Genomic DNA, 22,011 nt, shown 5'->3' on the forward strand with positions numbered 1-22,011 from the left:
GTAGGCGGAGAAAGCACCGGGTTCAATCCGCATGGCGGGGGTTTCAGCGGCTTGTGGAACGACCGGCAAAGTGGCGCCCTGCCCCGCGCGCCGCCCCTTTTGGCCAACCCTACCCGGCACCGGCGTGAGGCGGGAAAGGAAAAACCCCGCCTAAGCAGGCGGGGTTCTCCGAATGTCGTGCGTACCTTGGAAGGTCGGCGTCAGAGCGACGGCTGCATCGGGTCGAGCCCGATGTGACCGCCAACGGCCACCATGTCCTGCAGCAGCTTTGCTGCCTCGTCGACCGGGCCCGGCTCGTTCTTGTAGGCTTCCTTGGTCTGCTGGTAGGCCTCGTGGGCCTCCTTCACCAGCGCCTCGTAGGTCGCCTGATCCATGTCGGCCTTCGGCAGAGCCTTCTCCGCCAGAACCGACACGCTTTCACCGATCTCGGCGAAACCGCCGGTCACGACGAAGACTTCAGTGCCGCCGGTGGTTTCCACCGTCAGGAGGCCCGGACGCAGCGTCGTGATGGTCGGCGCGTGGTTCGGCATGGCGGTCATGTCGCCGTCCGCACCCGGGATCTGCACCGAGGTGACCTCTGCCGACAGGAGCTTGCGCTCCGGCGACACCAGGTCGAATTGCATCGTGTCTGCCATGTGAAACTCCTTGTCTCATCAGGGGGCCAGCAGCGGCCCCCCGACAGGGTCCGATTTAGGCAGCCTCTGCGGCCAGCTTCTCGGCTTTCGCCTTCACTTCGTCGATGCCGCCCACCATGTAGAACGCCGATTCCGGCAGGTGGTCGTATTCGCCGGCGACAACCGCCTTGAAGGACGAGATGGTGTCTTCCAGCGGAACCTGCACACCGTCGGAGCCGGTGAAGACCTTCGCCACGTCGAACGGCTGGGAGAGGAAGCGCTGGATCTTCCGGGCGCGGGCCACGGTCAGCTTGTCCTCTTCCGACAGTTCGTCCATCCCGAGGATGGCGATGATGTCCTGGAGCGACTTGTAGCGCTGCAGGATACCCTGGACGTCGCGGGCGACCTGGTAGTGCTCTTCACCCACGATGCCCGGATCCATCAGACGCGAGGTGGAGTCGAGCGGGTCCACGGCCGGGTAGATGCCCAGCTCGGAGATCGCGCGCGACAGAACCGTGGTTGCGTCGAGGTGGGCGAAGGTGGTTGCCGGAGCCGGGTCGGTAAGGTCGTCGGCGGGCACGTAGACGGCCTGGATCGAGGTGATCGAGCCGGCCTTGGTCGAGGTGATGCGTTCCTGCATCTGGCCCATGTCGGTGGCCAGCGTCGGCTGGTAACCCACGGCGGAGGGGATACGGCCCAGAAGTGCGGACACCTCGGAACCGGCCTGCGTGAAGCGGAAGATGTTGTCCACGAAGAATAGAACGTCGGTCCCGGACTGGTCGCGGAACTGCTCGGCGAGGGTCAGGCCGGTCAGGGCGACACGGGCACGCGCACCCGGAGGCTCGTTCATCTGGCCGTACACAAGCGCCACCTGCGACTCCGCGAGGTTGTCCGGCTTGATGACGTTGGATTCGATCATCTCATGGTAGAGGTCGTTGCCCTCACGGGTCCGCTCGCCAACACCGGCGAACACGGAGAAGCCCGAGTGCACCTTTGCGATGTTGTTGATGAGTTCCATGATGAGAACGGTCTTGCCCACGCCGGCGCCCCCGAAGAGGCCGATCTTGCCGCCCTTGGAGTAGGGTGCCAGCAGGTCGATGACCTTGATCCCGGTCACGAGGATTTCCGATTCAGTCGACTGCTCGGAGAAGGCCGGGGCTGCGGCGTGGATCGGGCGGTATTCGTCCGCTTCGATCGGTGCGCCTTCGTCCACCGGCTCGCCGACGACGTTGAGGATACGGCCCAGCGTCGCGTTGCCGACCGGCACGGAGATCGGGGCGCCGGTGTCGGATACTTCCTGACCGCGGACCAGACCTTCGGTCGCGTCCATGGCGATGGTGCGGACGGTGTTTTCGCCGAGGTGCTGAGCCACTTCGAGGACCAGCTTCTTGCCGTTGTTCTCGGTGTTCAGCGCGTTCAGAATTGCCGGCAGGTGGTCTTCGAACTGGACGTCGACCACGGCGCCAATCACCTGGGTGATCTTGCCTTGTGCTGTCATTGGTTTCTCTCCGGGTTCCTCAGAGCGCCTCGGCGCCCGAAATAATTTCGATAAGCTCGTTGGTGATGACGGCCTGACGCGAGCGGTTGTACTCGATCGTCAGCTTGTCGATCATCTCGCCCGCGTTGCGGGTCGCGTTGTCCATGGCCGACATACGGGCACCCTGTTCGGAGGCACCGTTTTCTAGCAGGGCAGCGAAGATCTGCGTTGCCACGCCACGCGGCAGCAGGTCTGCGAGGATCGATTCTTCATCCGGCTCGTAATCGTAGAGCGTCGTCGCGTCGTTCTGCTCCTCTTCCACGGTCTCGTAGGAGGCCGGGATGATCTGCAGGGCCGTGGGGTCCTGGGAGATCACAGAGTTGAACTTGGCGTAGAAGATCGTCGCCACGTCGAACTCACCATTGTCGAAGCGGCCAAGCACGTCGCGCGCGATGTCCTGCGCGTTGCCGTAGCCGAGACGCTTGACCTGGGAGAGGTCGACATGACCGACGAACAGATCGGCGTAATCACGCTTCAGCTGTTCCCGGCCCTTCTTGCCGACGGTCAGGATCTTGACCGTTTTTCCCTTGCCACGCAGCTCGGCAATGCGTGCCTTCGCCAGCTTGACGATGTTGGTGTTGAAGCCGCCGCACAGCCCGCGTTCGGCGGTCATGACCACCAGCAGATGTACGTCGTCCTTGCCGGTCCCCGCCAGAAGGCGGGGAGCGCTGTCACTGTCTCCGACCGAAGCGGCCAGCGACGCCATCACCGCGTTGAAGCGTTCCGCATAGGGGCGGGCCGCCTCGGCCGCTTCCTGGGCGCGGCGCAGTTTTGCTGCCGCGACCATCTGCATGGCCTTGGTGATCTTGCGGGTCGATTTGACCGACGCGATCCTGTTTTTGAGATCCTTGAGATTGGGCATCGGATGATCCTCTTACGAGAAGTCCGCTGCGTATTCGTCGAGAACCGCCTTGATTCTGGCTTCTGCGTCACCCTTGATCTTCGGATCTTCGTTGGTGATCCAGTCCAGCAGGTCGGAGTGCTTGCCCCGGACGTGCTGCAGCAGACCCTTCTCGAAGCGGCCCACGTCGGACACGGCAACCTTGTCGAGGTAGCCCAGCGTACCGGCGCAGATGACGACGACGATTTCGGCGTTGGTCAGCGGCGAGTATTGCGGTTGCTTCATCAGCTCGGTCAGACGCGCACCACGGTTCAGCAGGCGCTGGGTCGCGGCGTCGAGGTCGGAACCGAACTGGGCGAAGGCGGCCATTTCACGGTACTGCGCGAGCGACAGCTTGATCGGGCCCGCGACGGACTTCATCGAGTTGGTCTGCGCGGAGGAGCCCACACGCGAAACCGACAGACCGGTGTTCACGGCCGGGCGGATGCCCTGGTAGAACAGTTCGGTCTCGAGGAAGATCTGGCCGTCGGTGATCGAGATCACGTTGGTCGGAATGAAGGCCGACACGTCGCCGCCCTGGGTTTCGATGATCGGCAGCGCGGTCAGCGAGCCGGCACCGTTGTCCTCGTTCAGCTTTGCCGAACGCTCCAGCAGGCGCGAGTGGAGGTAGAAAACGTCGCCCGGGTAAGCTTCGCGGCCCGGCGGGCGACGCAGCAGCAGGGACATCTGGCGGTAGGACACGGCCTGCTTGGACAGGTCATCGTAGATGATGAGTGCGTGCTTGCCGTTGTCGCGGAAGTATTCGGCCATCGCGGTGGCGGAGTACGGTGCGAGGAACTGCATCGGCGCCGGGTCGGACGCGGTGGCGGCCACGACGATCGTGTAGTCGATCGCGCCGGTTTCCTCGAGCTTCTTCACCAGCTGCGCCACGGTGGAGCGCTTCTGACCGATGGCGACGTAGATGCAGTACAGCTTGTCCGAGTCGTCCTTGGCCGCGTCGTTGTAAGACTTCTGGTTCAGGATGGCGTCCAGTGCCACGGCGGTCTTGCCGGTCTGACGGTCGCCGATGATCAGTTCGCGCTGGCCGCGGCCGATCGGGATCATGGCGTCGACGGCCTTCAGGCCGGTCGCCATGGGCTCGTGCACGGATTTGCGCGGGATGATGCCCGGCGCCTTCACGTCGGCGATGCGACGCTCTTCGAACTGGACGGCGCCCTTGCCGTCGAGCGGGTTGCCGAGGCCGTCGACAACGCGGCCCAGCAGGCCTTCACCGGCGGGAACGTCCACGATGGAGTTCGTGCGCTTGACGGTGTCGCCTTCCTTGATGTCCCGGTCGGAGCCGAAGATCACGATACCGACGTTGTCGGTTTCGAGGTTCAGGGCCATGCCCATGATGCCGCCCGGGAACTCGACCATCTCGCCGGCCTGCACGTTGTCGAGGCCGTGGACACGGGCGATACCGTCCCCAACGCTCAGCACGCGACCCACTTCGGCAACTTCGGCATCCTGGCCGAAGTTCTTGATCTGGTCCTTCAGGATCGCAGAAATCTCTGCTGCTTGGATACCCATTTATCCGACCTCTTTCATTGCATTCTGGAGGGAGTTGAGCTTCGAGCGGATCGAGGTGTCGATCATCTTCGAGCCCACCTTGACGATAAGACCGCCGATGAGGCTTTCATCCACGGTGGTACTGATCTTGACGTCCTTGCCGACCTTTTCCTTCAGCGTGGCCGCGAGGTTTGCGGACTGCTCGTCGGTCAGCGCCACGGCAGAGGTCACCTCTGCGGTGACTTCGCCTTTGTGCTCCGCGATCATCTCGCGCAGGCGCCTGATCATGGCGGGCACGACGAACAGGCGGCGTTTCCGGGCCATCAGGCCCAAAACGTTCTTCATCGCCGGGATCATGCCCATGGCTTCGGCCACGGCAGAAATCGCATTCTCCTGCTCTTGGCGCGAATACACCGGATTGACCAGCAGTTCACGCAGGTCGGCGCTGTCGTCCAGCGCAGCGGTCAGGTCGTTGAGGTTCTCTTCGAGACGCGGGAGATTGTTGTTCTCCTTCACGATCTCGAAGACGGCGGTGGCATAGCGCTCGGCGATGCCGGAGGAAATCGAGCTGTCAGACACGTCCACCCTTCCGATTTTCGGCCCCCGTCACGCGCCCGCCGTCTGGCGGGGCGTCCGGAGGCTCCTGGAACCCTGATTTTTCGTCAAGGCAAGTAAATCGCGGCGGATGTAGCAGAGCCTCCCCCACCTCGCAACATCCTTAGAGAGATTTAACGTGGGCGCTAAACCCATACTTTTCAGTCGGTTGCCCGAAGTGCGACCTTTCGTGCCCAAACTTCGTGCAGGAAAAGCGCACTTTTTCGTGCATTTGGCGACGATTCCCGGCACTGGCAACAGCTTGGCACGGGACAGGTGCCGTTGCGAACCCTGTTTCTCGGTGACCGATGTTTACGCAATCAGTCGCACTCCGAATGCGTTTTGGGTATCACGCACACCCGATCATGAGACTTTCCGGTATGTGGCGCCGCTTCTGTCCGGCACCGCCCACCCGGGCCGGCCGTCCGTTTCCCGGTCAGGACACTCAGCCCTCAGACCGGCCCGGCGACCTTGCCCGGTTTCGGCGAAAGGACCTCCAGCGGGTTCGGCACGCGCTTCTTCTGTCCCAGTCCCGCCCGCGTCGGCGGGTGCCGCTTGGAGGCTTCGACGATCATGACGCCCCCGGCAGTGAAGGGGATCAACCGCCCCAGCCGCTCCCAGAACGGGCCGGTCTTCATCCAGAAGCGGCGCGCCGACGGCGGCTGGTACAGCACGGAGACATGCCGCTCAGGCACGAAATCGTGCCGCTTGAGCTGCGTTTCGAGCTGGCCGATGGAATAGGGACGCCCGTATCCGAACGGCGTCCAGTCCGCCCGCGCCCAGAGACCGGAGCGGTTGGGCAGGATGAACAGGGCGCGTCCGCCTGGGCCGAGTACGCGGTACGCCTCGTCCAGCAGGTCGGACGGCCGTTCCGAGGTCTCGAGCCCGTGCATCAGGATCAGGCGGTCCACATGCCCCGTCTCCAGCGGCCAGGAAACCTCCTCCGACAGCACAGACACGTTCGGCAGACCGGCAGGCCAGGGCATCACGCCCTGTGGCGCGGGCATCAGCGCCACGACCCGGCGCGCCTCCTTCAGGTAGGGGCGCAGCATCGGCACCGCAAAACCATAGCCCGCGACCGTCTGGCCGTGCACGTCCTCGGGGGACCAGCCGCGTAGCACTTCCGCCCGCAGGATCTTCTGCGCCGCGCGCCCCAGCGCACTTCGGTAGTAGAAATCGCGCAACGCCTGCACGTCCAGGTGCATGGTGTCTCCAGTTGAGAAGTCGGGCCGGATGGGTCACTCTGAGGGCATCTTACAAAGCATTCAAGGAAACGCCATGCCACTGGACATTGTGACCGTCCCCTGCCTGAAGGACAATTACGCCTACATCGTCAAGGGTCCGGACGGGATCGCGCTGATCGACGCGCCCGAAGCCAAGCCACTGATCAATGTCCTCGAGCATCGCGGCTGGAAGCCCGACGTCATCATGATCACGCACCACCACCACGACCATGTCGGCGGCGTGGACGAACTGCGCGAGAAATACGGCTGCAAGGTCATGGGCCCCGCCGCAGAGAAGGACAAGCTCCCCGAGCTCGACATGGCGCTGGAGCCGGGGTTTTCCGGCGGCACCGACGACGGCCTGTGCGAGGTGATCCCGGTTCCCGGCCATACGCTGGGGCATGTGGCCTACCACTACCCGGAGGCAAAGTGCCTGTTCAGCGCCGACAGCCTCATGGTGATGGGCTGCGGACGGATTTTCGAAGGCACGCCCGAGATGATGTGGGACAGCCTCTCGACGCTTGCCGCGCTCGACCCGCAGACCATCGTCTGTTCCGGCCACGAGTACGGCGAGAGCAACGCCGCCTTCGCCAAGACCATTGAACCGGACAACCCGGGACTTATATCACGAGCACAGATGATCACCGTGGCCCGCGGTCGGGGACAGCCAACCGCTCAGGTGCCGCTTTATATTGAACTCCAGACAAACCCGTTCCTGCGGGCCGGCCAGGCGTCGGTCAAGAAGGCGCTCGGCATGGAGGACGCCTCCGACCTGGAGGTCTTCACCGAGATCCGCGCACGCAAGGACAAGTTCTGACGCGATTTTCGCGGACCCACACCCGTTAACCGGGTTCGCGACGATGAAGGGTTCGGCAGACCTGTTGTCAAGCGTGCCATGTGACAGATGCGTGAAAAGAAAAAACTTGAAGACAGTCACTAATCGACCAAACTTTAACTTAACGGGGCAATGCTGGACCCGAGTACGGACAGCGCAGACAAGAGGAGCACCAAGTGCCTTCATTCTCGAACACCCTTGAGCAGGCCATACACTCCGCGCTGGCGCTGGCGAACTCGCGAAGCCACGAATTCGCCACGCTGGAGCATCTGCTGCTAGCGCTGATCGACGAACCTGACGCATCGCGGGTGATGAAAGCCTGCTCCGTCGATACGGAGGAGTTGCGCACGACCCTGGTGGAGTTCATCGACGACGATCTTTCCAACCTCGTAACCGACATCGAAGGGTCGGAGGCCGTTCCTACGGCCGCCTTCCAGCGCGTCATCCAGCGCGCCGCGATCCACGTCCAGTCGTCCGGCCGGACGGAGGTGACGGGCGCCAACGTGCTGGTCGCGATCTTTGCGGAGCGTGAGTCGAATGCCGCCTATTTCCTGCAGGAGCAGGACATGACGCGCTACGACGCGGTGAACTTCATCGCGCATGGCGTCGCGAAGAACCCCGCCTACGGCGAATCGCGTCCCGTGCAGGGCGCAACCGAGGCAGAGGAAGAGGCCGCCCAGACCGAAAGCGCCGCCCCCGCCAACGACAAGGAGTCGGCGCTCGGCAAGTACTGCGTCGACCTGAACGCCAAGGCGGAGATCGGTGACATCGACCCGCTGATCGGACGCGACCAAGAGGTGGAGCGCTGCATCCAAGTGCTGTGCCGCCGCCGCAAGAACAACCCGCTTCTGGTGGGCGACCCGGGCGTCGGCAAGACCGCCATCGCCGAGGGTCTCGCCCGCAAGATCGTCGCGGGCGAAGTGCCGGAGGTCCTGTCCGAGGCCACGATCTACTCGCTCGACATGGGCGCGCTGCTGGCGGGCACTCGCTACCGCGGCGACTTCGAGGAGCGGCTGAAGGCGGTTGTCCAGGAACTAGAGGATCACCCCGACGCCGTGCTCTTCATCGACGAGATCCACACCGTGATCGGCGCGGGCGCAACGTCCGGCGGCGCCATGGACGCATCGAACCTGCTGAAGCCCGCGCTTCAGGGCGGCAAGCTGCGCACCATGGGATCGACCACCTACAAGGAGTTCCGCCAGCACTTCGAAAAGGACCGCGCCCTGTCGCGCCGGTTCCAGAAGATCGACGTGAACGAACCTTCGGTCGAAGACACGATCAAGATCCTCAAGGGCCTGAAGCCCTACTTCGAGGAGCACCATGCCATCAGGTACACCGGCGACGCGATCAAGACCGCCGTCGAGCTTTCGGCGCGCTACATCAACGACCGCAAGCTGCCGGATAAGGCCATCGACGTGATCGACGAGGCAGGCGCGGCCCAGCACCTCGTCGCCGCGTCGAAGCGCCGGAAGTCCATCGGCACCAAGGAGATCGAGGAAGTCGTGGCGAAGATCGCCCGCATCCCGCCCAAGAACGTGTCGAAGGACGACGCTGAGGTGCTGAAGGATCTCGAAGCGACGCTGAAGCGGGTCGTCTTCGGTCAGGATGCGGCGATTGCCGCCCTGTCCTCCGCGATCAAGTTGGCCCGTGCAGGTCTGCGCGAACCGGAGAAGCCGATCGGCAACTACCTCTTCGCGGGCCCGACCGGCGTCGGCAAGACGGAGGTGGCAAAGCAACTGGCATCCACCCTTGGTGTCGAACTGCTGCGCTTCGACATGTCGGAGTACATGGAGAAGCACGCGGTCTCCCGCCTGATCGGCGCGCCTCCGGGTTATGTCGGTTTCGATCAGGGCGGCCAGCTGACGGATGGCGTGGACCAGCACCCGCACTGCGTGCTGCTGCTCGACGAGATCGAGAAGGCGCACCCGGACGTGTTCAACATCCTGCTGCAGGTGATGGACCACGGCACGCTGACCGACCACAACGGCCGCTCGGTGGACTTCCGGAACGTGATCCTGATCATGACCTCCAACGCGGGCGCCGCGGAGCAGGCGAAAGCCGCCATCGGCTTCGGTCGCGACCGCCGCGAGGGCGAGGACACCGCCGCGATCGAGCGGACCTTCACACCCGAGTTCCGCAACCGTCTGGACGCGGTGATCAGCTTCGCGCCGCTGCCGAAGGAAACCATCCTCGCCGTGGTCGAGAAGTTCGTGCTGCAGCTCGAAGCGCAGCTCATGGACCGCAACGTGACCATCGAACTGACCCGCCCCGCCGCCGAATGGCTGGCGGACAAGGGCTACGACGACAAGATGGGCGCGCGTCCTCTGGGCCGCGTCATCCAGGAGCACATCAAGAAGCCGCTGGCTGAAGAGCTGCTGTTCGGCAAGCTCACCAAGGGCGGCATCGTGAAGGTGTCGGTCAAGGACGGCGAACTGGTGTTGAAACTGGACGGGCCGGACAAGCCGCGCCTCGGCTCCAAGAAGCCGCCGCTGCTGACCGCGGACTGATCGCAAAGAGGGCGCCTTCGGGCGCCCTTTTCACATGCGCCTGCCAAACGGCCTTGCGGGACGGCGGGCGGGGCGATGTCGCCGAAGGCGACGAGTGCCCGACCCGCCGCCCGGACCGACATGCGCCTGTTTTCCCTGATCTTCCTCGCCTGCAACGCCTTCGCCCAGACTGCGGGCGCCCAGACGCAGTTCGCCCTGCCGCTCGACTGCGAGATCGGCACGACCTGCTTCATCGAGGATTACGTCGACAACGCCCCCGAACCGGGCAGGCAGCAGGACTACGCCTGCGGCATCAACAGCCGTGACGGGCACAAGGGCACCGACATCGCCATGCTCGACTTCGACGCCATAGACAGCGGTGTCACGGTGCGCGCCGCGGCGCCGGGCACGGTCCTGCGCGTCCGCGACGGCATGGCCGACGACCGGCTGATGCGCGGCGTGACATCCCTGAATGCTTGCGGCAACGCCGTTCTGGTGGACCATGGCAACGACTTGCAGACGATGTACTGCCACCTCAGGGAAGGCTCCGTACGCGTCCAGCCGGGAACCCCCGTCGAGACTGGCACAGCCCTGGGCATGGTCGGCCTGTCAGGCCAGACCAACCACCCGCACCTGCATTTCCAGGTCCTGCGCGCGGGCAATGTGATCGACCCCTTCCGCCCGGATGGGACAGGCACTTGCGGCGCGACGGAGGGCAGCCTCTGGGCCGTCGATCTGCCCTACACGCAGACCGGGCTGATCACCGCGGGCTTTTCCGACCATGTGCCGGAGTTCGACGCCGTGCGCGACGGCAGCGCCCGGCTGGCCCAAGGCACACCCGGCACACCTCTGGTGGTCTACGCCCACGCCGGTTATGCAGAGCATGGCGACCTCCTCACCCTCTTCGCCACGGGTCCTGACGGCACGGAGATCTTTCGCCGCGAGAGCGTGCTGAAGGCGCCGCAGGTCAGCATCATGCGCGCTGCCGGCAAGCAGGCCCCGCCCGAAGGCTGGCCGCCGGGCGAATACCTCGGCGAGGCGCTGCTGACCCGCGCGGGCAAGGTCATCGCCCATCGCTTTGCCCATGTGACGGTGCGCTAAGCCTTACTTCTCGGTCAGTTTCAGTTCGATCCGGCGGTTCTGCGCGCGGGCCTCTGCCGTGTCGGCCGGATTGACCGGCTGGTATTCCCCGAACCCGTTCGCGGCAAGGCGGTTGGGCGGGATGCCGTAGTTGTCGATCATGTCCTTCACCACGGCGCGCGCACGGGCCTGGCTCAGGTCCCAGTTGTCCTCGAACTCGGCGCTGCCGCGCACAGGCACGTTGTCGGTGTGGCCGTCGACCCGGATGATCCAGTCGATCTCCTCGGGGATGTCCCGCGCCAGTGTCCGCAGGATGTTCGACACCTTGGCGATCTCGCGGCGGCCCAGCGGGGACAGGTCGGCAGAGCCCTGCTCGAACAGCACCTCCGACGAGAAGACAAAGCGGTCGCCTTCGATGCGGATGTCGTCCCGGTCGGCCACGACCTGGCGGAGGCGCCCGAAGAACTCGGAGCGGTAGGCCTCCAGGTCCTTCTTCTCGGCCTCCAGCCGCTTGCGTTCTTCCTCTTCCAAGACCCGCCGCCGACGCTCTTCCTGCGCGACACGGGCCAGAGCCGCGTTCAGCTCGGACCCGAGGTTCTGCAGCTGCACTTCCGAGGCCGCGTCGCGCGCCTTCGCATCGTCCAGCAGCGCCTGCAGTTCGCCCAGTTGCTTGCGCAGTTCGGCGACGTTGCGGTTCAGCGCCTCGACCTTCAGTTGCGACTGGCTGGCGCGCTCGCGGGTCTGTGCCAGTTCGTCCCGCGCCTGGCTGAGCAGCAACTGACGCTCCTCTGCCTCGTCGAGCTGCGCATCCAGCGCCTGTTCAGCCTCGCGTTGGCGGGCCAGCGCCGCGGCCAGGCGATCCCGGGTTTCCTCGGCGGTGGTCTGGGCCGTAATCCGTTCGGCAAGCGCCGCCGCCAGCTTTTCCTCGAGCGAGCGGGCATCGTCACCCTGCTGGGCGGCGCGGGCCTCGGCCTCTGCCAGCAACTGGCGCAGTTCGGAAATCTCCAGATCGCGCGCTTCGGCACGCGCCAACGCCACCTGCAGATCGTTCTCCAGCCGGGTGCGGCTGGCGCGCAGCGACTCGACCTCCGCGTCGCGTTCCTCGGCCGTGCCGCCGACTTCCGCCAGGCGCGAGACGAGGCTGCGGTTCTCAGCTTCCAGCCCTTCGATCCGCCGTCCGCGGTCTTCGACGCGTTGCAGCGCGGCGTCCAGTTGTGCCTGCGTCTGGGCGACCCGCCCGCGCAGATCCTCGATCCGCGACGTCTGCGTCGTATCCTGCGACTGCATGGCCGCGATGCGGGCGTTCAGCCCCTCGGCCTCTGCCCGCAGGCGTTCAAGGTCGTCATGCGCGGCCACAAGCTCGCGCCGGACCTCTTCAAGACTGCGGTCCAGTTCGGCGCGCTGCGCCTCTGCCGCGTCGCGTTCGGCGGCACGGTCAGCGGCGGCCCCCTGTGCGGTCGACAGCTGGGAGACAAGCGCCGCGTTGCGGTCGCGCAGCGTGGCGATCTCGGCCTCCCGCGCTTCCGCTTCGGAAAGCCGGGCCAGCGCCGCAGCGAGTTTCGCGGACAGGTCCGACATCTGCGTCGCGCGCGTGTCGGCATCGGCCTGCAGCCCGGCCAGGTCGCGCTCCGTCTCGTTGCGGCGGCGCTGTTCCTCGGCAAGGCTCTCCTCTGCCGCGCGGCGGGCCTCCTGTTCCGAGATCAGGTCGTCGCGCAGCCGGGCCAGTCGCTCGTCGGTCTGTTCTCCGGCGCTGCGGGCGTCGTCCAGCCGGGCCTCCAGCTCTTCGATCCGGGTCTGAAGCGCGCTTGCCGATTCCTCGCCATCCAGCAGCGCGGCGGCAAGGCGGGCGTTCAGGTCGGCCTCTGCCGAACGGGCGGCAGCCAGCAATGTCAGCGTCTCTTCCGCCTCGGACCGCGCCTTTTCCAGCGCCAGCGTCATCGAGGTCAGCTCCGCATCGGCGTTCTCGAGCCGGGCGCGCAGGGCCTTGGCGGCCTCCGCCTCTGCCAGCCTCTCGGCCTCTTCCTCCGTCAACGCCTGCTCAAGGTCGCCGACCCGCGCCGTCAGACTGCCCACCTGAGCTTCGGCCTCGGTATTCCGCGCCCGAAGGTCGGCGATCAGCGCTTCGAGTGCCTCGCGGCGGCGGGCGGCGAGGGCCGCGGCCTCCTGCTGGGCATCCAGTTGCGTGCGCGCGGTGCCAAGCGCAGCGGACAGTTCGTCGCGTTCGCCCGACAACGCGTCCCGTTCAGCTGTCAGGGCATCCCGCTCCTCCACCAGCGCATCGCGGGCGGCGGTCAGGGCGTTGCGCTCGGCCGTCAGGTCGTCACGCGCCTGAGTCAGGTCGATCACGCGGGACTGGGCGTTGTCGCGTTCCAGGATCAGCGCGGCAACCTGCGCCTCGAAATCGGAAATACGGCTGGAGGCGGTCTCAAGCTGCTCCGCCTGACGGTCCCGCGTTGCGGTCAGCGCGGTGATGATGCTCTGCGCCTCGTCGAGCTGGGTGTCACGACTGGACAGCGTCGCCTCGAGGTCGCCGAGGTTGCTGGTCAGTTCGGCATTCCTGCGTTCTGCCACGCCAAGCGCCTGCGCCAGCGCGGAGAGTTCGGTGGAAAGGTTGTCGAGTTCGCTTTCCTGTCCGCTGATCGTTTCGTTCAGCACGAACTGGATGACCATGAAGATCGACAGGACGAAGGTCAGCACCAGCAGGAGCCCGGTCATGGCATCCACGAAACCGGGCCAGATGTTCGCCTGAAAGCGTGCGCCTGTCCGTCGTGACAGCGACATCTATCCGCTCCTGCTAGGGGCCGGGGACATGGCTATTCCCCCCGGGGCCGGGTGTTGCGCGATGTTCCCATGGCGCGGCCGAGCGCCGCAATGTCGGTGCGCAGTTCGGCCATGCTTTCCTGCCGTCCGGCGCTGATTTCTTCGAGGATGCGCAGCATCTGCACGTCGATCGACCGCAGCCGCATCCGGCTTTCGGCATCCAGACCTTCGCTGCTTTCCTTTGCGCGTATCGCCTCGGCCAGCAGTTCCTGCCCTTCCGCGATACGCGCGAGGGAGGTGGCCGAGGGGGCTGTCGCCTCGATCCGTTCGGTCAGGCGTTCGATGGAATCCGCCAGTTGCGACAGCCGGGTGTCGACCTCCGACCGGCCCAGCTCAGACTCCGCAAAGAGGTCCTGCAACTGGCCCATCTGTTCGGCCATGCGGTCCAGCACGATCCCGGCGGCGCCAAGGTCCGGGCCTTCGGTGTCGGAGGAGAAGCCAAGTTTGGTGATGGAGGAGAGCCATTCCTCCAGCTCGCGGTAGAAGCGGTTCTGACCGTGGCCGGCGAAGAGTTCGAGCAGACCCACGATCAGCGAACAGGCCAGGCCCAGAAGCGAGGAGGCAAAGGCCACGCCCATGCCGCCCAGCTGCGATTCAAGGCCGCTCATCAGGCGAGAGAAGACGGCGACGCCCTCCTCCCCTTCCTGAGGGGCGAGGCTGCGGATGGTATCGACCAGCGCAGGAACGGTGGTGGCCAGGCCGTAGAAGGTACCGAGGAGGCCCAGGAAGATCAGCAGGGAGACGATGTAGCGGGTGATCTCCCGCAGTTCGTCGATCCGTGTAGCAACGGAGTCGAGGATCGACCGTGTCGAGGTAGTGTTGATCTGCATCCGCCGGTCGCGGCGTCCGCCCAGCAGCGCGGCCAGCGGCGCCAGCAGGGTCGGTGGACGGCTTTCCGTGGTGCCGGAGGCGGTGAACTCCTCGATCCAGCGGACAGAGACCATCAGGCTCCAGACCTGCCAGAAGCAGGCAAAGACGCCCACGACGAAGACGATCAGGATGAAGCCGTTCAGATAGGGGTTCGACTCGAAGACCGGCAGCACGCTCGGCGCGGCAAGGACGGCACCTACGCCAGACAAGCCGAGTGCGGCCAGCATGAGGATCACCTGGCGGATTGGCTGGCTGAAATGCGGCTCTGCCTCGCGGTCGGAAATGTCCATCTGGACTGTCGTCACCTTGTGTTACTGCTTCATACCTAAGGGTTTACGCAGGTTTCGCCAAGAAGTCATGAAGCGGGGTATACCGCTGCGCTCCCGACAGCGGGAAAATGTTGCATCCTGACACACCCCTGCGCGGCATCAGCCCGCGGTGAGCGCCTTCACCTGCTCGGTCAGCCAGTGCAGGTCGGCATCGGGCACGCCGATTTCGTCCAGATGCTGCGCGGTGTTGTAAAGGTATTCGGTGTTCGGCCCCCGGCCGCCTGTGGCCCGCGCGATGATGCGGGCCTGCTCCTCGAGCGGCAGGTGGCAGTACTGCACGTGGTGCGGGTCGATGACGTAGGACACCGCCTCGACCCTGCGCCCGTCAGACAGCGCCACCGGCAGGCGTTTTTCCAGGTAGGCGGAGGAGATCAGTTCGCGTTCGCGCAGGTAATCGAGGGTCGCCTCTTCGGTCCCGGGGGCCGCACGCAGGCACATGCCGTCGCAATACGCGCCCTCCTGCGCGTCGAGCGCGAGGACCAGCCCGGGGTTCTCCTCGGTGCCGCGGTGGTGGATCGAGTACATGCAGAAGCTGCGGGCGTAGCCGTGCAGACGGCCCTGCACCTGCTCGGCGACCTCGAAGCCGGGGTTCCAGAGCAGCGAAGCATAGCCGAAGACCCAGAGCGTCATTGTCCTTCCCTTCCGCCGCGGATGTTCGCGGCCCTTTGCGCGACAGGTCACAGCCTGTAAACGGTGTCTCTGTAAACACGGCTCTCGGGCAATGAAAAGGGGGGCGCGGTGAAACGCTACCTGTTGGTTCTGATCGGCGCGGCTGTCCTTTGGGGCGCGTACTGGGGCGTGCAGGCGCATGGTCTGCGCGGCGAGATACGGGACTGGTTCGACGCCCGCCGCGCCGAAGGCTGGGTGGCGGAGTACGACGCGCTTCGGGTGCGCGGCTTCCCCAGCCGCCTCGACGCGACGATTACGCAGCCACGCCTCGCAGACCCCGAAAGCGGCCTGTCGTGGGAGGCGTCGTTCCTCCAGATCCTCGGGCTCAGCTACAAACCCGGCCACGTGATCGTGGCTTTCCCGGACCGGCAGACTTTCGGCAGCGGCGGCACAACGCACGAGGTGACCTCGGACGGGCTGCGGGCGTCGCTGGTGACGGAAGCTGACGGCACTCTTCAGCGTCTCAACGCCGAGGCGGAGACGCTGAACATCACCCGCGACGGTGCCGACATTGCGCTGGCCGCCGTGCTTGCGAACTTCCACCGGATCGAGGGGCAGGACACCGGCTACAGGCTCGCCCTCGGGGCGGGCGCGGTCGCCACGCCGCAGGGCGCGCTGAGCCGCGGCCGATCCAACGGCCTAGACATCGAGGGGCGGTTTGTCTTCGACCGCCTCTGGACGCTGGGGTCGTTGGCCGGGCCGCGCCCGCAACCTGCATCCATCGACCTCGCGAAGGCCGAGTACCGCCTGAACGATCTCGATCTTCAGCTGGCCGGGCGGGTCGAGATCGACAGCCTCGGGCGGCCGGACGGCAGGATGACGCTCCGGGCGGAGAACTGGCGCAGCCTGCTCGACAGCGCGCGCGACAGCGGCGACCTGCCCGAGGCGCTGGCCGAGACGCTGATCCGCGGCCTGACGCTGGCGGCCGGGCTGAACGGACGACAGGACACCATCGACCTGCCTCTGACACTCTCCGGCGGAGAGGTGTCGCTGGGGATCATTCCGCTGGGAGAGGCGCCGCGCATCCGCCTGCCCTGACGCCGGTCAGGCGCGGCTTGCGGGACGGCGGGCGGGGCGCATTTGCCCGGCACGGGCAAACAGCGTCCGCCCCGTCCCGTCACACCTCGATATTGTCGATCAGGCGGACCCCGTCGAGCCAGGCGGCGGCAAACAGCCGGGCGGGTCCCACGGCGCGCTCCAGCAGTTCGAGGTCCTCGGCGCCGCGCAGTTCAAGGTATTCCACCTTTTCGAACCCGGCGCCTTCCAGACGTTCCACCGCCGCGCCCCGCAGCGCGTCCAGCGGTTCGCCGCGCCCCAGTTGCAGGGCGATTGCCCGCATTTCCCGCGCCAGCGCAGGTGCGGCTGCCCGCCCCTTGTCCGTCAGCTTCAGGTTCCGCGACGACATCGCCAGCCCGTCGGTTTCCCGCACCGTCGCGCAACCCACGATCGTCACTTCGAGGTCGAGGTCCATCGCCATACGGCGCACGACCTGCAACTGCTGGTAGTCCTTTTGCCCGAAGTAGGCGCGGTCCGCCTTCGTCTGCGTGAAGAGTTTTGTCACCACCGTCGCGACGCCGTCGAAGTGTCCGGGCCGGTGCGCGCCGCACAGCACGTCCGTCAGGCCGGCCACCGACACGGTCGTGCAGAACCCCGCCGGATAGATCTCGGTCACCGACGGGGCATAAAGCGCGTCCACACCGAACGGCGCCAGTTTTGCCGCGTCGCTTTCTTCCGTGCGCGGGTAGGTCGCCAAGTCCGAGGCGCTGTTGAACTGCCTCGGGTTCACGAACAGCGTGACGACCACCCGGTCGCAGTCGCGCTTTGCCGCCTCGACCAACGACAGGTGGCCGTCGTGCAGCGCGCCCATGGTCGGCACGACGCCGACAACGGCGCCGTCCGCGTGCCATGCGTCGACCCGCGCGCGCAGGTCGTCGCGCGCCCTGACGATCTCCGGCCCGTTGACCATGAAGCTCAAGCCGCGGGTTCCACATCGGAAAAGACGTGTTCTGCCGCCGGGAAGCGACGGGCGCGCACGTCCTCGGCGTAGGCCGCAATCGCCTCGGACCCGTCGGCACCAAGGGTGGCGTACCGCTTCACGAACTTCGGCTTGAAGGCGGTGAAAAGGCCCAGCATGTCGTCGACCACGAGGATCTGCCCGTCGCATCCCGCCGACGCACCGATGCCGATGGTGGGGATCGAGACCTGCGCCGTCACCGCGTCCGCCAGCCGCTGCGGCACCTTCTCGAGCACCACGGCAAACGCGCCGGCGTTTTCGACCGCCCGGGCGTCCGCCAGCAGCTTGCCCGCCGCAGCACCCCGGCCCTGCACCTTGTAGCCGCCTAGGGTGTGGATCGACTGCGGCGTCAGGCCGATGTGCGCCATCACCGGGATGCCGCGCGCGGTCAAGAAAGAGATCGTTTCGGCCATGTCCACGCCGCCTTCCAGCTTGACCGCCGGGGCGCCCGTCTCGCGCATGATGCGCGCGGCGTTGCGGAAGGCCTGTTCCTTCGATTCCTCGTAGGAGCCGAAGGGCATGTCCACCACCATCATCGCCTTCGACAACCCGCGCCGCACCGCCTGGCCGTGCAGGATCATCATTTCCATGGTCACGCCCAGCGTCGATTCCAGACCGTGCAGGACCATGCCAACGGAATCGCCGACCAGCACGAAATCCACGTGCTCGTCCATCATCTGTGCCATCGGCGTGGTATAGGCCGTCAGGCTCACCAGCGGCGTACCACCTTTCGCCATGCGAATGTCCTCGGGCGTTCTGGCCCGCATGTGTCCCGTCGTGCTCATGGTCCACTCCTCCTTCATGGCCTGACGCTTGGGTCAGGAAATGTCGCAAACACCGCTGATACCGTCACAAAGTTGCGCGCTCGTATCACATGCCGCGCTGCGGCGCTACCTATCACGTAGGGCGAGCCCATACTTATCATTTAGGCATCAGTGCTTGAAGATTTACGGGGAAAATTCCATCAAGAGCGTACTTGCCCCATGGGAGACAGCATGAAACGCCTTGTCCTCGCCGCGCTGCTGGCCGGTACTGCCTCGTTTGCGCAGGCCCAGCAGACCGATCTCATCATCGCTTTGCAACTGGAGCCGCCGCACCTCGACCCGACCTCCGCGGCCGCCGGGGCGATCGATAGCGTGCTGTATACCAACGTCTTCGAAGGATTGACGAAATTCACGGAAACCGGCGCTGTTGTCCCCGGCCTCGCCCGCGAATGGGAGATCTCCGACGACGGGCTGACCTACACCTTCCACCTAGTCGAGGGGGCGACGTTCCATGACGGCACCGCCTTCGATGCGGAAGACGTCGTCTTCAGCCTCGACCGGGCTCGCGCGGAGGATTCCACCAATGCGCAGAAGCAGCTTTTCGCCGGCATCGCCTCGGTCGAGGCCGTTGACCCTGTGACGGTGAAGGTCACTCTGTCGCAGCCGGACGGCAACCTTCTGTTTAACCTCGCCTGGGGCGATGCGGTGATCGTCGCACCCGAATCGATTGACGACATCAAGGCGCGTCCCGTGGGCACCGGCCCCTTCCGGTTCGAGGACTGGCGGCAGGGCGACTCGATCACGCTGGTCCGCAACGATGACTACTGGGGCGACGCACCGGCGCTGACACAGGCGACCTTCAAGTTCATCTCCGATCCGACGGCGGCCTTCGCCGCGATGATGGCGCAGGACATCGACGCCTTCGCGGGCTTCCCCGCGCCGGAGAACCTGCCGCATTTCGAGGCCGACCCGCGATTCAAGGTGCTCAGGGGCTCGACCGAGGGCGAGACGATCCTTGCCATGAACAATGCCGTGGCGCCCTTCGACGATGTGCGCGTGCGCGAGGCGGTGGCCCATGCCATCGACCGGCAGGCGGTGATCGACGGCGCGATGTTCGGGCTGGGCACGCCCATCGGAACGCATTTCGCCCCGCACAACCCCGACTACGAGGACCTGACCGCGCTTTCGAATTTCGACCCCGAGAAGTCAAAGGCGCTTCTGGCCGAGGCCGGTCTGGCCGACGGATTCTCCACCACGCTGAAGCTGCCGCCGCCGTCCTACGCCCGTCGCGGCGGCGAGATCATTGCCGCCCAGCTGCGCGAGGTCGGGATCGAGACCGAGATCACCAACCTCGAATGGGCGCAGTGGCTGGAGCAGGTCTTCAATGGCAAGGACTTCGGGCTGACCATCGTGTCCCACACCGAACCCTTCGACATCGGCATCTACGCGCGGCCCGACTATTACTTCCAGTACGGCAAGCCGGAATTCGTGGAACTGATGGACAAGCTGACCGCCACGTCCGAGCCCGAGGCCCGCACCGAACTACTGCATCAGGCGCAGGAGATGATCGCGCGGGATTACGTGAACGGCTACCTCTTCCAGCTTGCCTTCCCGACCATCGCGGATGCGCGGCTCGAGGGGATCTGGACCAATGCCCCGACACAGGCCACCGACCTGACCGAGGTGCACTGGACGGAATAGGCCGGGCGGTCTCAGCCCGTCCAGGCGCCGTCGGCTTCTGCCAACTCGATCGCCTGACGCTCCAGCACGGCGCAGGCCTCGTCTTCCGAGGGCTGCAGCCGGAAATCGGTCTTGCGGAAACCGCCGTCCCGTTCGGCACGATAGGTGTAATAGCGGCCCCGGCGCAGTTCGATCCCCGGCACGCCGTCGCCCAACCCGCCGAATGTGAAATGCCGCCCGTAGACAGCGCCGTTCTGCTCCAGCATCTCGCGCAGTTCGAACAGGGTCATCAGTCTTTCCAGATGCGGTAGAGCCGGGCGAGATCTTCGACGCGGGGCAGCATCCAGGCCACCGCCTCTGCCTCGCTGTCCCAGCGGCGGTAATTGTTCTTGGAACCGCGTTCGCTGAAGTACGTGTGCCAGGCGCCATCGATGAACTCGATTCCGTCGATCTCACCCGCGCCAAGGCCGCCATGCGTGTAAACCGAGCCGTCCTCGACTCCATGGGCGGCGAGATAGGCCTTCATTTCCTCGACTGTCATTTTCTTTGTCCTCACTGAACTTGCCGGATCTTGCCCTGCCGGATCAGGTCGCCGACCGAGGCACCGGTCTTGTACTGCGTCGCCCCGCCGGGTTGGTCGAACCACGACGCGGCGCTGCCGGACTGCACCTCGAACGGCTCCACTACCTCGTAAACCGCGTGGCGCTGCATGGATTGCTCGTAGGGAAGCGCGCGCGACTCGAAGGAGGCGCCTTCCGGTGACAGGAAACTGCCGGTATCCGCCTCGCCGGTGCGTCCGCTGAAACGGTCGATCCGCGTGCCCGGTTGCAGCGTTTCCGTCGTGGGCGCGCCATCGAAACCGTCGTTGGGCGGCCAGCGCAGTTCGCCGGTGTCCGGATCGAACCATTCGTCGGACAAATCGCTCCGCAGGTGCGGGGCGCGCTTGGGCGGTGCGCGCCGCGCGGCGCAACTGGCACAGGGCGGAGCGTCGTCGGCGAGCGTGCCGGCCCGGCGTGCGGCATTCACGGCCTTAGTACCGCGGGCCGCGTTCAGTGCGGCACCGCCGCGGGCCACGCCCTTGGCAGCAAGCCCGCCCACCGGCAGGGTCGCGACGGTGAAGGCTCCGCCTCCCGCCAGCTCTCCCCATTGTTCCGCATCGGCGGTGCGGGCAAAGTTGTCCGCGGCCGCATAGGCGTCCGAAGCGGCATTGCCGAGATCGCGGAACGGTTTCGAAGGGTCGTTCCAGCTATCGGTCGCGTATTGCCCGGCGCTCTGGCTGGCGGACACGGCGCCTTGCCATGCCGCTTCCCGAGTCGCGCCGTCGGTGGCGAAATCCCACGCGTAGCTGCCCGCGCCCTTCACACCCTCCCAAGTGCCCTTGGCCGCGCCGACAAAGCCCGATTGAACGCCAGACCAGAATCCCATGTCAGACCCGCCGCGCGTGGTCGAGCATGACCCGCGCCCTCAGGGCCGCAAGCCGGACCGGACCGGCCATCGCCGGAGACAGGATGTCGCGCAGCCATGGATGGCGCCTCTCGTCCATCCGGTCGGGGCCGTAAAGATGCACCCAGCCTGCGCAGACGCAGAACGCATCGAGCGAGTTGTCCAGCCCGAAATCCGACATGGCCCGCGCGACATCGCCACGCAGGGCGACGCGGCTTTCCTTGGGCGCATCCCAGAGCATCACGTCCAGACACGCATCGGCAGGCGCCCAGCCCGCTGCCCCGTCCAGCGCCGGAGGCAGCCAGGCGAGGACGTCGCTGCGCCGTGCCTCTGCCCGGTTCCAGTCGTCCTGCGACAAGGTGGCGAGATGGAACTGGAGATCGGAATCACGCGCGGCATGCAGCAGCGGACCGATCCGGGGGTCGGACCACAGGTTCGGTGCGACGGAAAGCATAAGGTCGCCCAGCAGGCCGAAACTGCTTTCCCATTCGAAACCGAAAGAGCGGGCACGCGCGATGATGTTGCGGACGATCACCTTGCGCTGGGGGGCCGGAAAGAGCGGCAGGTAGGCGGGAACAGCCTCACACAGGTATTCCACGAGACGACCAGCGAAGACGTCTTCGGAAAGTCTGTCAAAGGTTTGGGATTGAACAGGATTCAGCCG

20 protein-coding genes are annotated in these 22,011 nt (G+C 65.7%); 5 read left to right on the forward strand and 15 right to left on the reverse strand.

What is annotated here, in order from left to right:
- Positions 1-200 precede the first annotated feature (200 nt).
- The 6 genes from QNI11_RS18580 to QNI11_RS18605 all read right to left on the reverse strand — a co-directional run bounded on the left by QNI11_RS18580 (position 201) and on the right by QNI11_RS18605 (position 6,339).
- A complete protein-coding gene (locus tag QNI11_RS18580; protein WP_283981281.1) occupies positions 201-635 on the reverse strand; it encodes a F0F1 ATP synthase subunit epsilon in 435 nt (144 codons plus the stop codon).
- A 55-nt stretch (positions 636-690) separates the two neighbouring features.
- Complete coding sequence (gene atpD / locus QNI11_RS18585) at positions 691-2,112, reverse strand: F0F1 ATP synthase subunit beta (RefSeq protein WP_100929145.1); 1,422 nt, start codon at positions 2,110-2,112, stop codon at positions 691-693.
- Between the two features lie 19 nt (positions 2,113-2,131).
- Positions 2,132-3,013, reverse strand: coding sequence for a F0F1 ATP synthase subunit gamma (locus QNI11_RS18590; protein ID WP_100929144.1), 882 nt, complete (start codon positions 3,011-3,013; stop codon positions 2,132-2,134).
- A gap of 12 nt (positions 3,014-3,025) precedes the next feature.
- Positions 3,026-4,561 carry a F0F1 ATP synthase subunit alpha gene (gene atpA / locus QNI11_RS18595; protein ID WP_100929143.1) on the reverse strand — a complete coding sequence of 512 codons (1,536 nt, stop codon included), beginning with the start codon at positions 4,559-4,561 and terminating at the stop codon, positions 3,026-3,028.
- A complete protein-coding gene (locus QNI11_RS18600; protein WP_283981282.1) occupies positions 4,562-5,125 on the reverse strand; it encodes a F0F1 ATP synthase subunit delta in 564 nt (187 codons plus the stop codon).
- A 461-nt stretch (positions 5,126-5,586) separates the two neighbouring features.
- On the reverse strand, positions 5,587-6,339 hold the full coding sequence (locus QNI11_RS18605; protein WP_100929141.1) for a methyltransferase domain-containing protein: 753 nt from the start codon (positions 6,337-6,339) through the stop codon (positions 5,587-5,589).
- A gap of 73 nt (positions 6,340-6,412) precedes the next feature.
- On the opposite strand from QNI11_RS18605, the gene gloB reads away from it, so the two are divergent.
- From gloB to QNI11_RS18620, 3 genes are all read left to right on the forward strand, one after another.
- Positions 6,413-7,174 carry a hydroxyacylglutathione hydrolase gene (gene gloB / locus QNI11_RS18610; RefSeq protein ID WP_283981283.1) on the forward strand — a complete coding sequence of 254 codons (762 nt, stop codon included), beginning with the start codon at positions 6,413-6,415 and terminating at the stop codon, positions 7,172-7,174.
- Positions 7,175-7,368: 194 nt separating this feature from the next.
- On the forward strand, positions 7,369-9,699 hold the full coding sequence (gene clpA / locus QNI11_RS18615) for an ATP-dependent Clp protease ATP-binding subunit ClpA (RefSeq protein WP_100929139.1): 2,331 nt from the start codon (positions 7,369-7,371) through the stop codon (positions 9,697-9,699).
- Between the two features lie 120 nt (positions 9,700-9,819).
- Complete coding sequence (locus tag QNI11_RS18620) at positions 9,820-10,779, forward strand: M23 family metallopeptidase (protein ID WP_283981284.1); 960 nt, start codon at positions 9,820-9,822, stop codon at positions 10,777-10,779.
- Positions 10,780-10,782: 3 nt separating this feature from the next.
- Here the strand turns inward: QNI11_RS18620 and QNI11_RS18625 are convergent, their stop codons facing one another.
- From QNI11_RS18625 to QNI11_RS18635, 3 genes are all read right to left on the reverse strand, one after another.
- A complete protein-coding gene (locus tag QNI11_RS18625) occupies positions 10,783-13,539 on the reverse strand; it encodes a peptidoglycan -binding protein (RefSeq protein ID WP_283981285.1) in 2,757 nt (918 codons plus the stop codon).
- A 32-nt stretch (positions 13,540-13,571) separates the two neighbouring features.
- Positions 13,572-14,738, reverse strand: coding sequence for a biopolymer transporter ExbB (locus tag QNI11_RS18630; protein ID WP_100929136.1), 1,167 nt, complete (start codon positions 14,736-14,738; stop codon positions 13,572-13,574).
- A gap of 138 nt (positions 14,739-14,876) precedes the next feature.
- Positions 14,877-15,407: a gamma-glutamylcyclotransferase gene (locus QNI11_RS18635; protein WP_283981286.1), complete on the reverse strand. Its 531-nt coding sequence runs from the start codon at positions 15,405-15,407 to the stop codon at positions 14,877-14,879.
- 108 nt (positions 15,408-15,515) lie between these two features.
- Here QNI11_RS18635 and QNI11_RS18640 point away from each other — a divergent pair, with 108 nt between their 5' ends.
- A complete protein-coding gene (locus tag QNI11_RS18640; RefSeq protein WP_283981287.1) occupies positions 15,516-16,484 on the forward strand; it encodes a DUF2125 domain-containing protein in 969 nt (322 codons plus the stop codon).
- A 79-nt stretch (positions 16,485-16,563) separates the two neighbouring features.
- Here QNI11_RS18640 and panC read toward each other — a convergent pair whose 3' ends face one another.
- Both panC and panB read right to left on the reverse strand, forming a co-directional pair.
- A complete protein-coding gene (gene panC, locus QNI11_RS18645; protein WP_283983532.1) occupies positions 16,564-17,412 on the reverse strand; it encodes a pantoate--beta-alanine ligase in 849 nt (282 codons plus the stop codon).
- Between the two features lie 5 nt (positions 17,413-17,417).
- Positions 17,418-18,245 carry a 3-methyl-2-oxobutanoate hydroxymethyltransferase gene (gene panB, locus QNI11_RS18650; RefSeq protein ID WP_100929133.1) on the reverse strand — a complete coding sequence of 276 codons (828 nt, stop codon included), beginning with the start codon at positions 18,243-18,245 and terminating at the stop codon, positions 17,418-17,420.
- Between the two features lie 210 nt (positions 18,246-18,455).
- Between panB and QNI11_RS18655 the strand changes: the two genes are divergently transcribed.
- Complete coding sequence (locus QNI11_RS18655; RefSeq protein ID WP_283981288.1) at positions 18,456-19,925, forward strand: ABC transporter substrate-binding protein; 1,470 nt, start codon at positions 18,456-18,458, stop codon at positions 19,923-19,925.
- Between the two features lie 11 nt (positions 19,926-19,936).
- On the opposite strand, the gene QNI11_RS18660 is transcribed toward QNI11_RS18655, so the two are convergent.
- The 4 genes from QNI11_RS18660 to QNI11_RS18675 are packed head-to-tail and all read right to left on the reverse strand — an operon-like array spanning position 19,937 to position 21,945.
- Positions 19,937-20,194, reverse strand: coding sequence for a hypothetical protein (locus tag QNI11_RS18660; RefSeq protein ID WP_100929131.1), 258 nt, complete (start codon positions 20,192-20,194; stop codon positions 19,937-19,939).
- Positions 20,194-20,445 (reverse strand): hypothetical protein, encoded by a 252-nt coding sequence (locus QNI11_RS18665; RefSeq protein WP_283981289.1) that lies wholly within the window; start codon positions 20,443-20,445, stop codon positions 20,194-20,196. Before QNI11_RS18665 ends, QNI11_RS18660 begins: the two co-directional genes overlap by 1 nt.
- Positions 20,446-20,456: 11 nt before the next feature.
- A complete protein-coding gene (locus QNI11_RS18670) occupies positions 20,457-21,329 on the reverse strand; it encodes a TNT domain-containing protein (protein WP_283981290.1) in 873 nt (290 codons plus the stop codon).
- Between the two features lies 1 nt (position 21,330).
- Complete coding sequence (locus QNI11_RS18675) at positions 21,331-21,945, reverse strand: hypothetical protein (protein WP_283981291.1); 615 nt, start codon at positions 21,943-21,945, stop codon at positions 21,331-21,333.
- Positions 21,946-22,011 lie beyond the last annotated feature (66 nt).

It is taken from the genome of Sagittula sp. MA-2, assembly GCF_030126985.1.
Lineage (GTDB): Bacteria > Pseudomonadota > Alphaproteobacteria > Rhodobacterales > Rhodobacteraceae > Sagittula.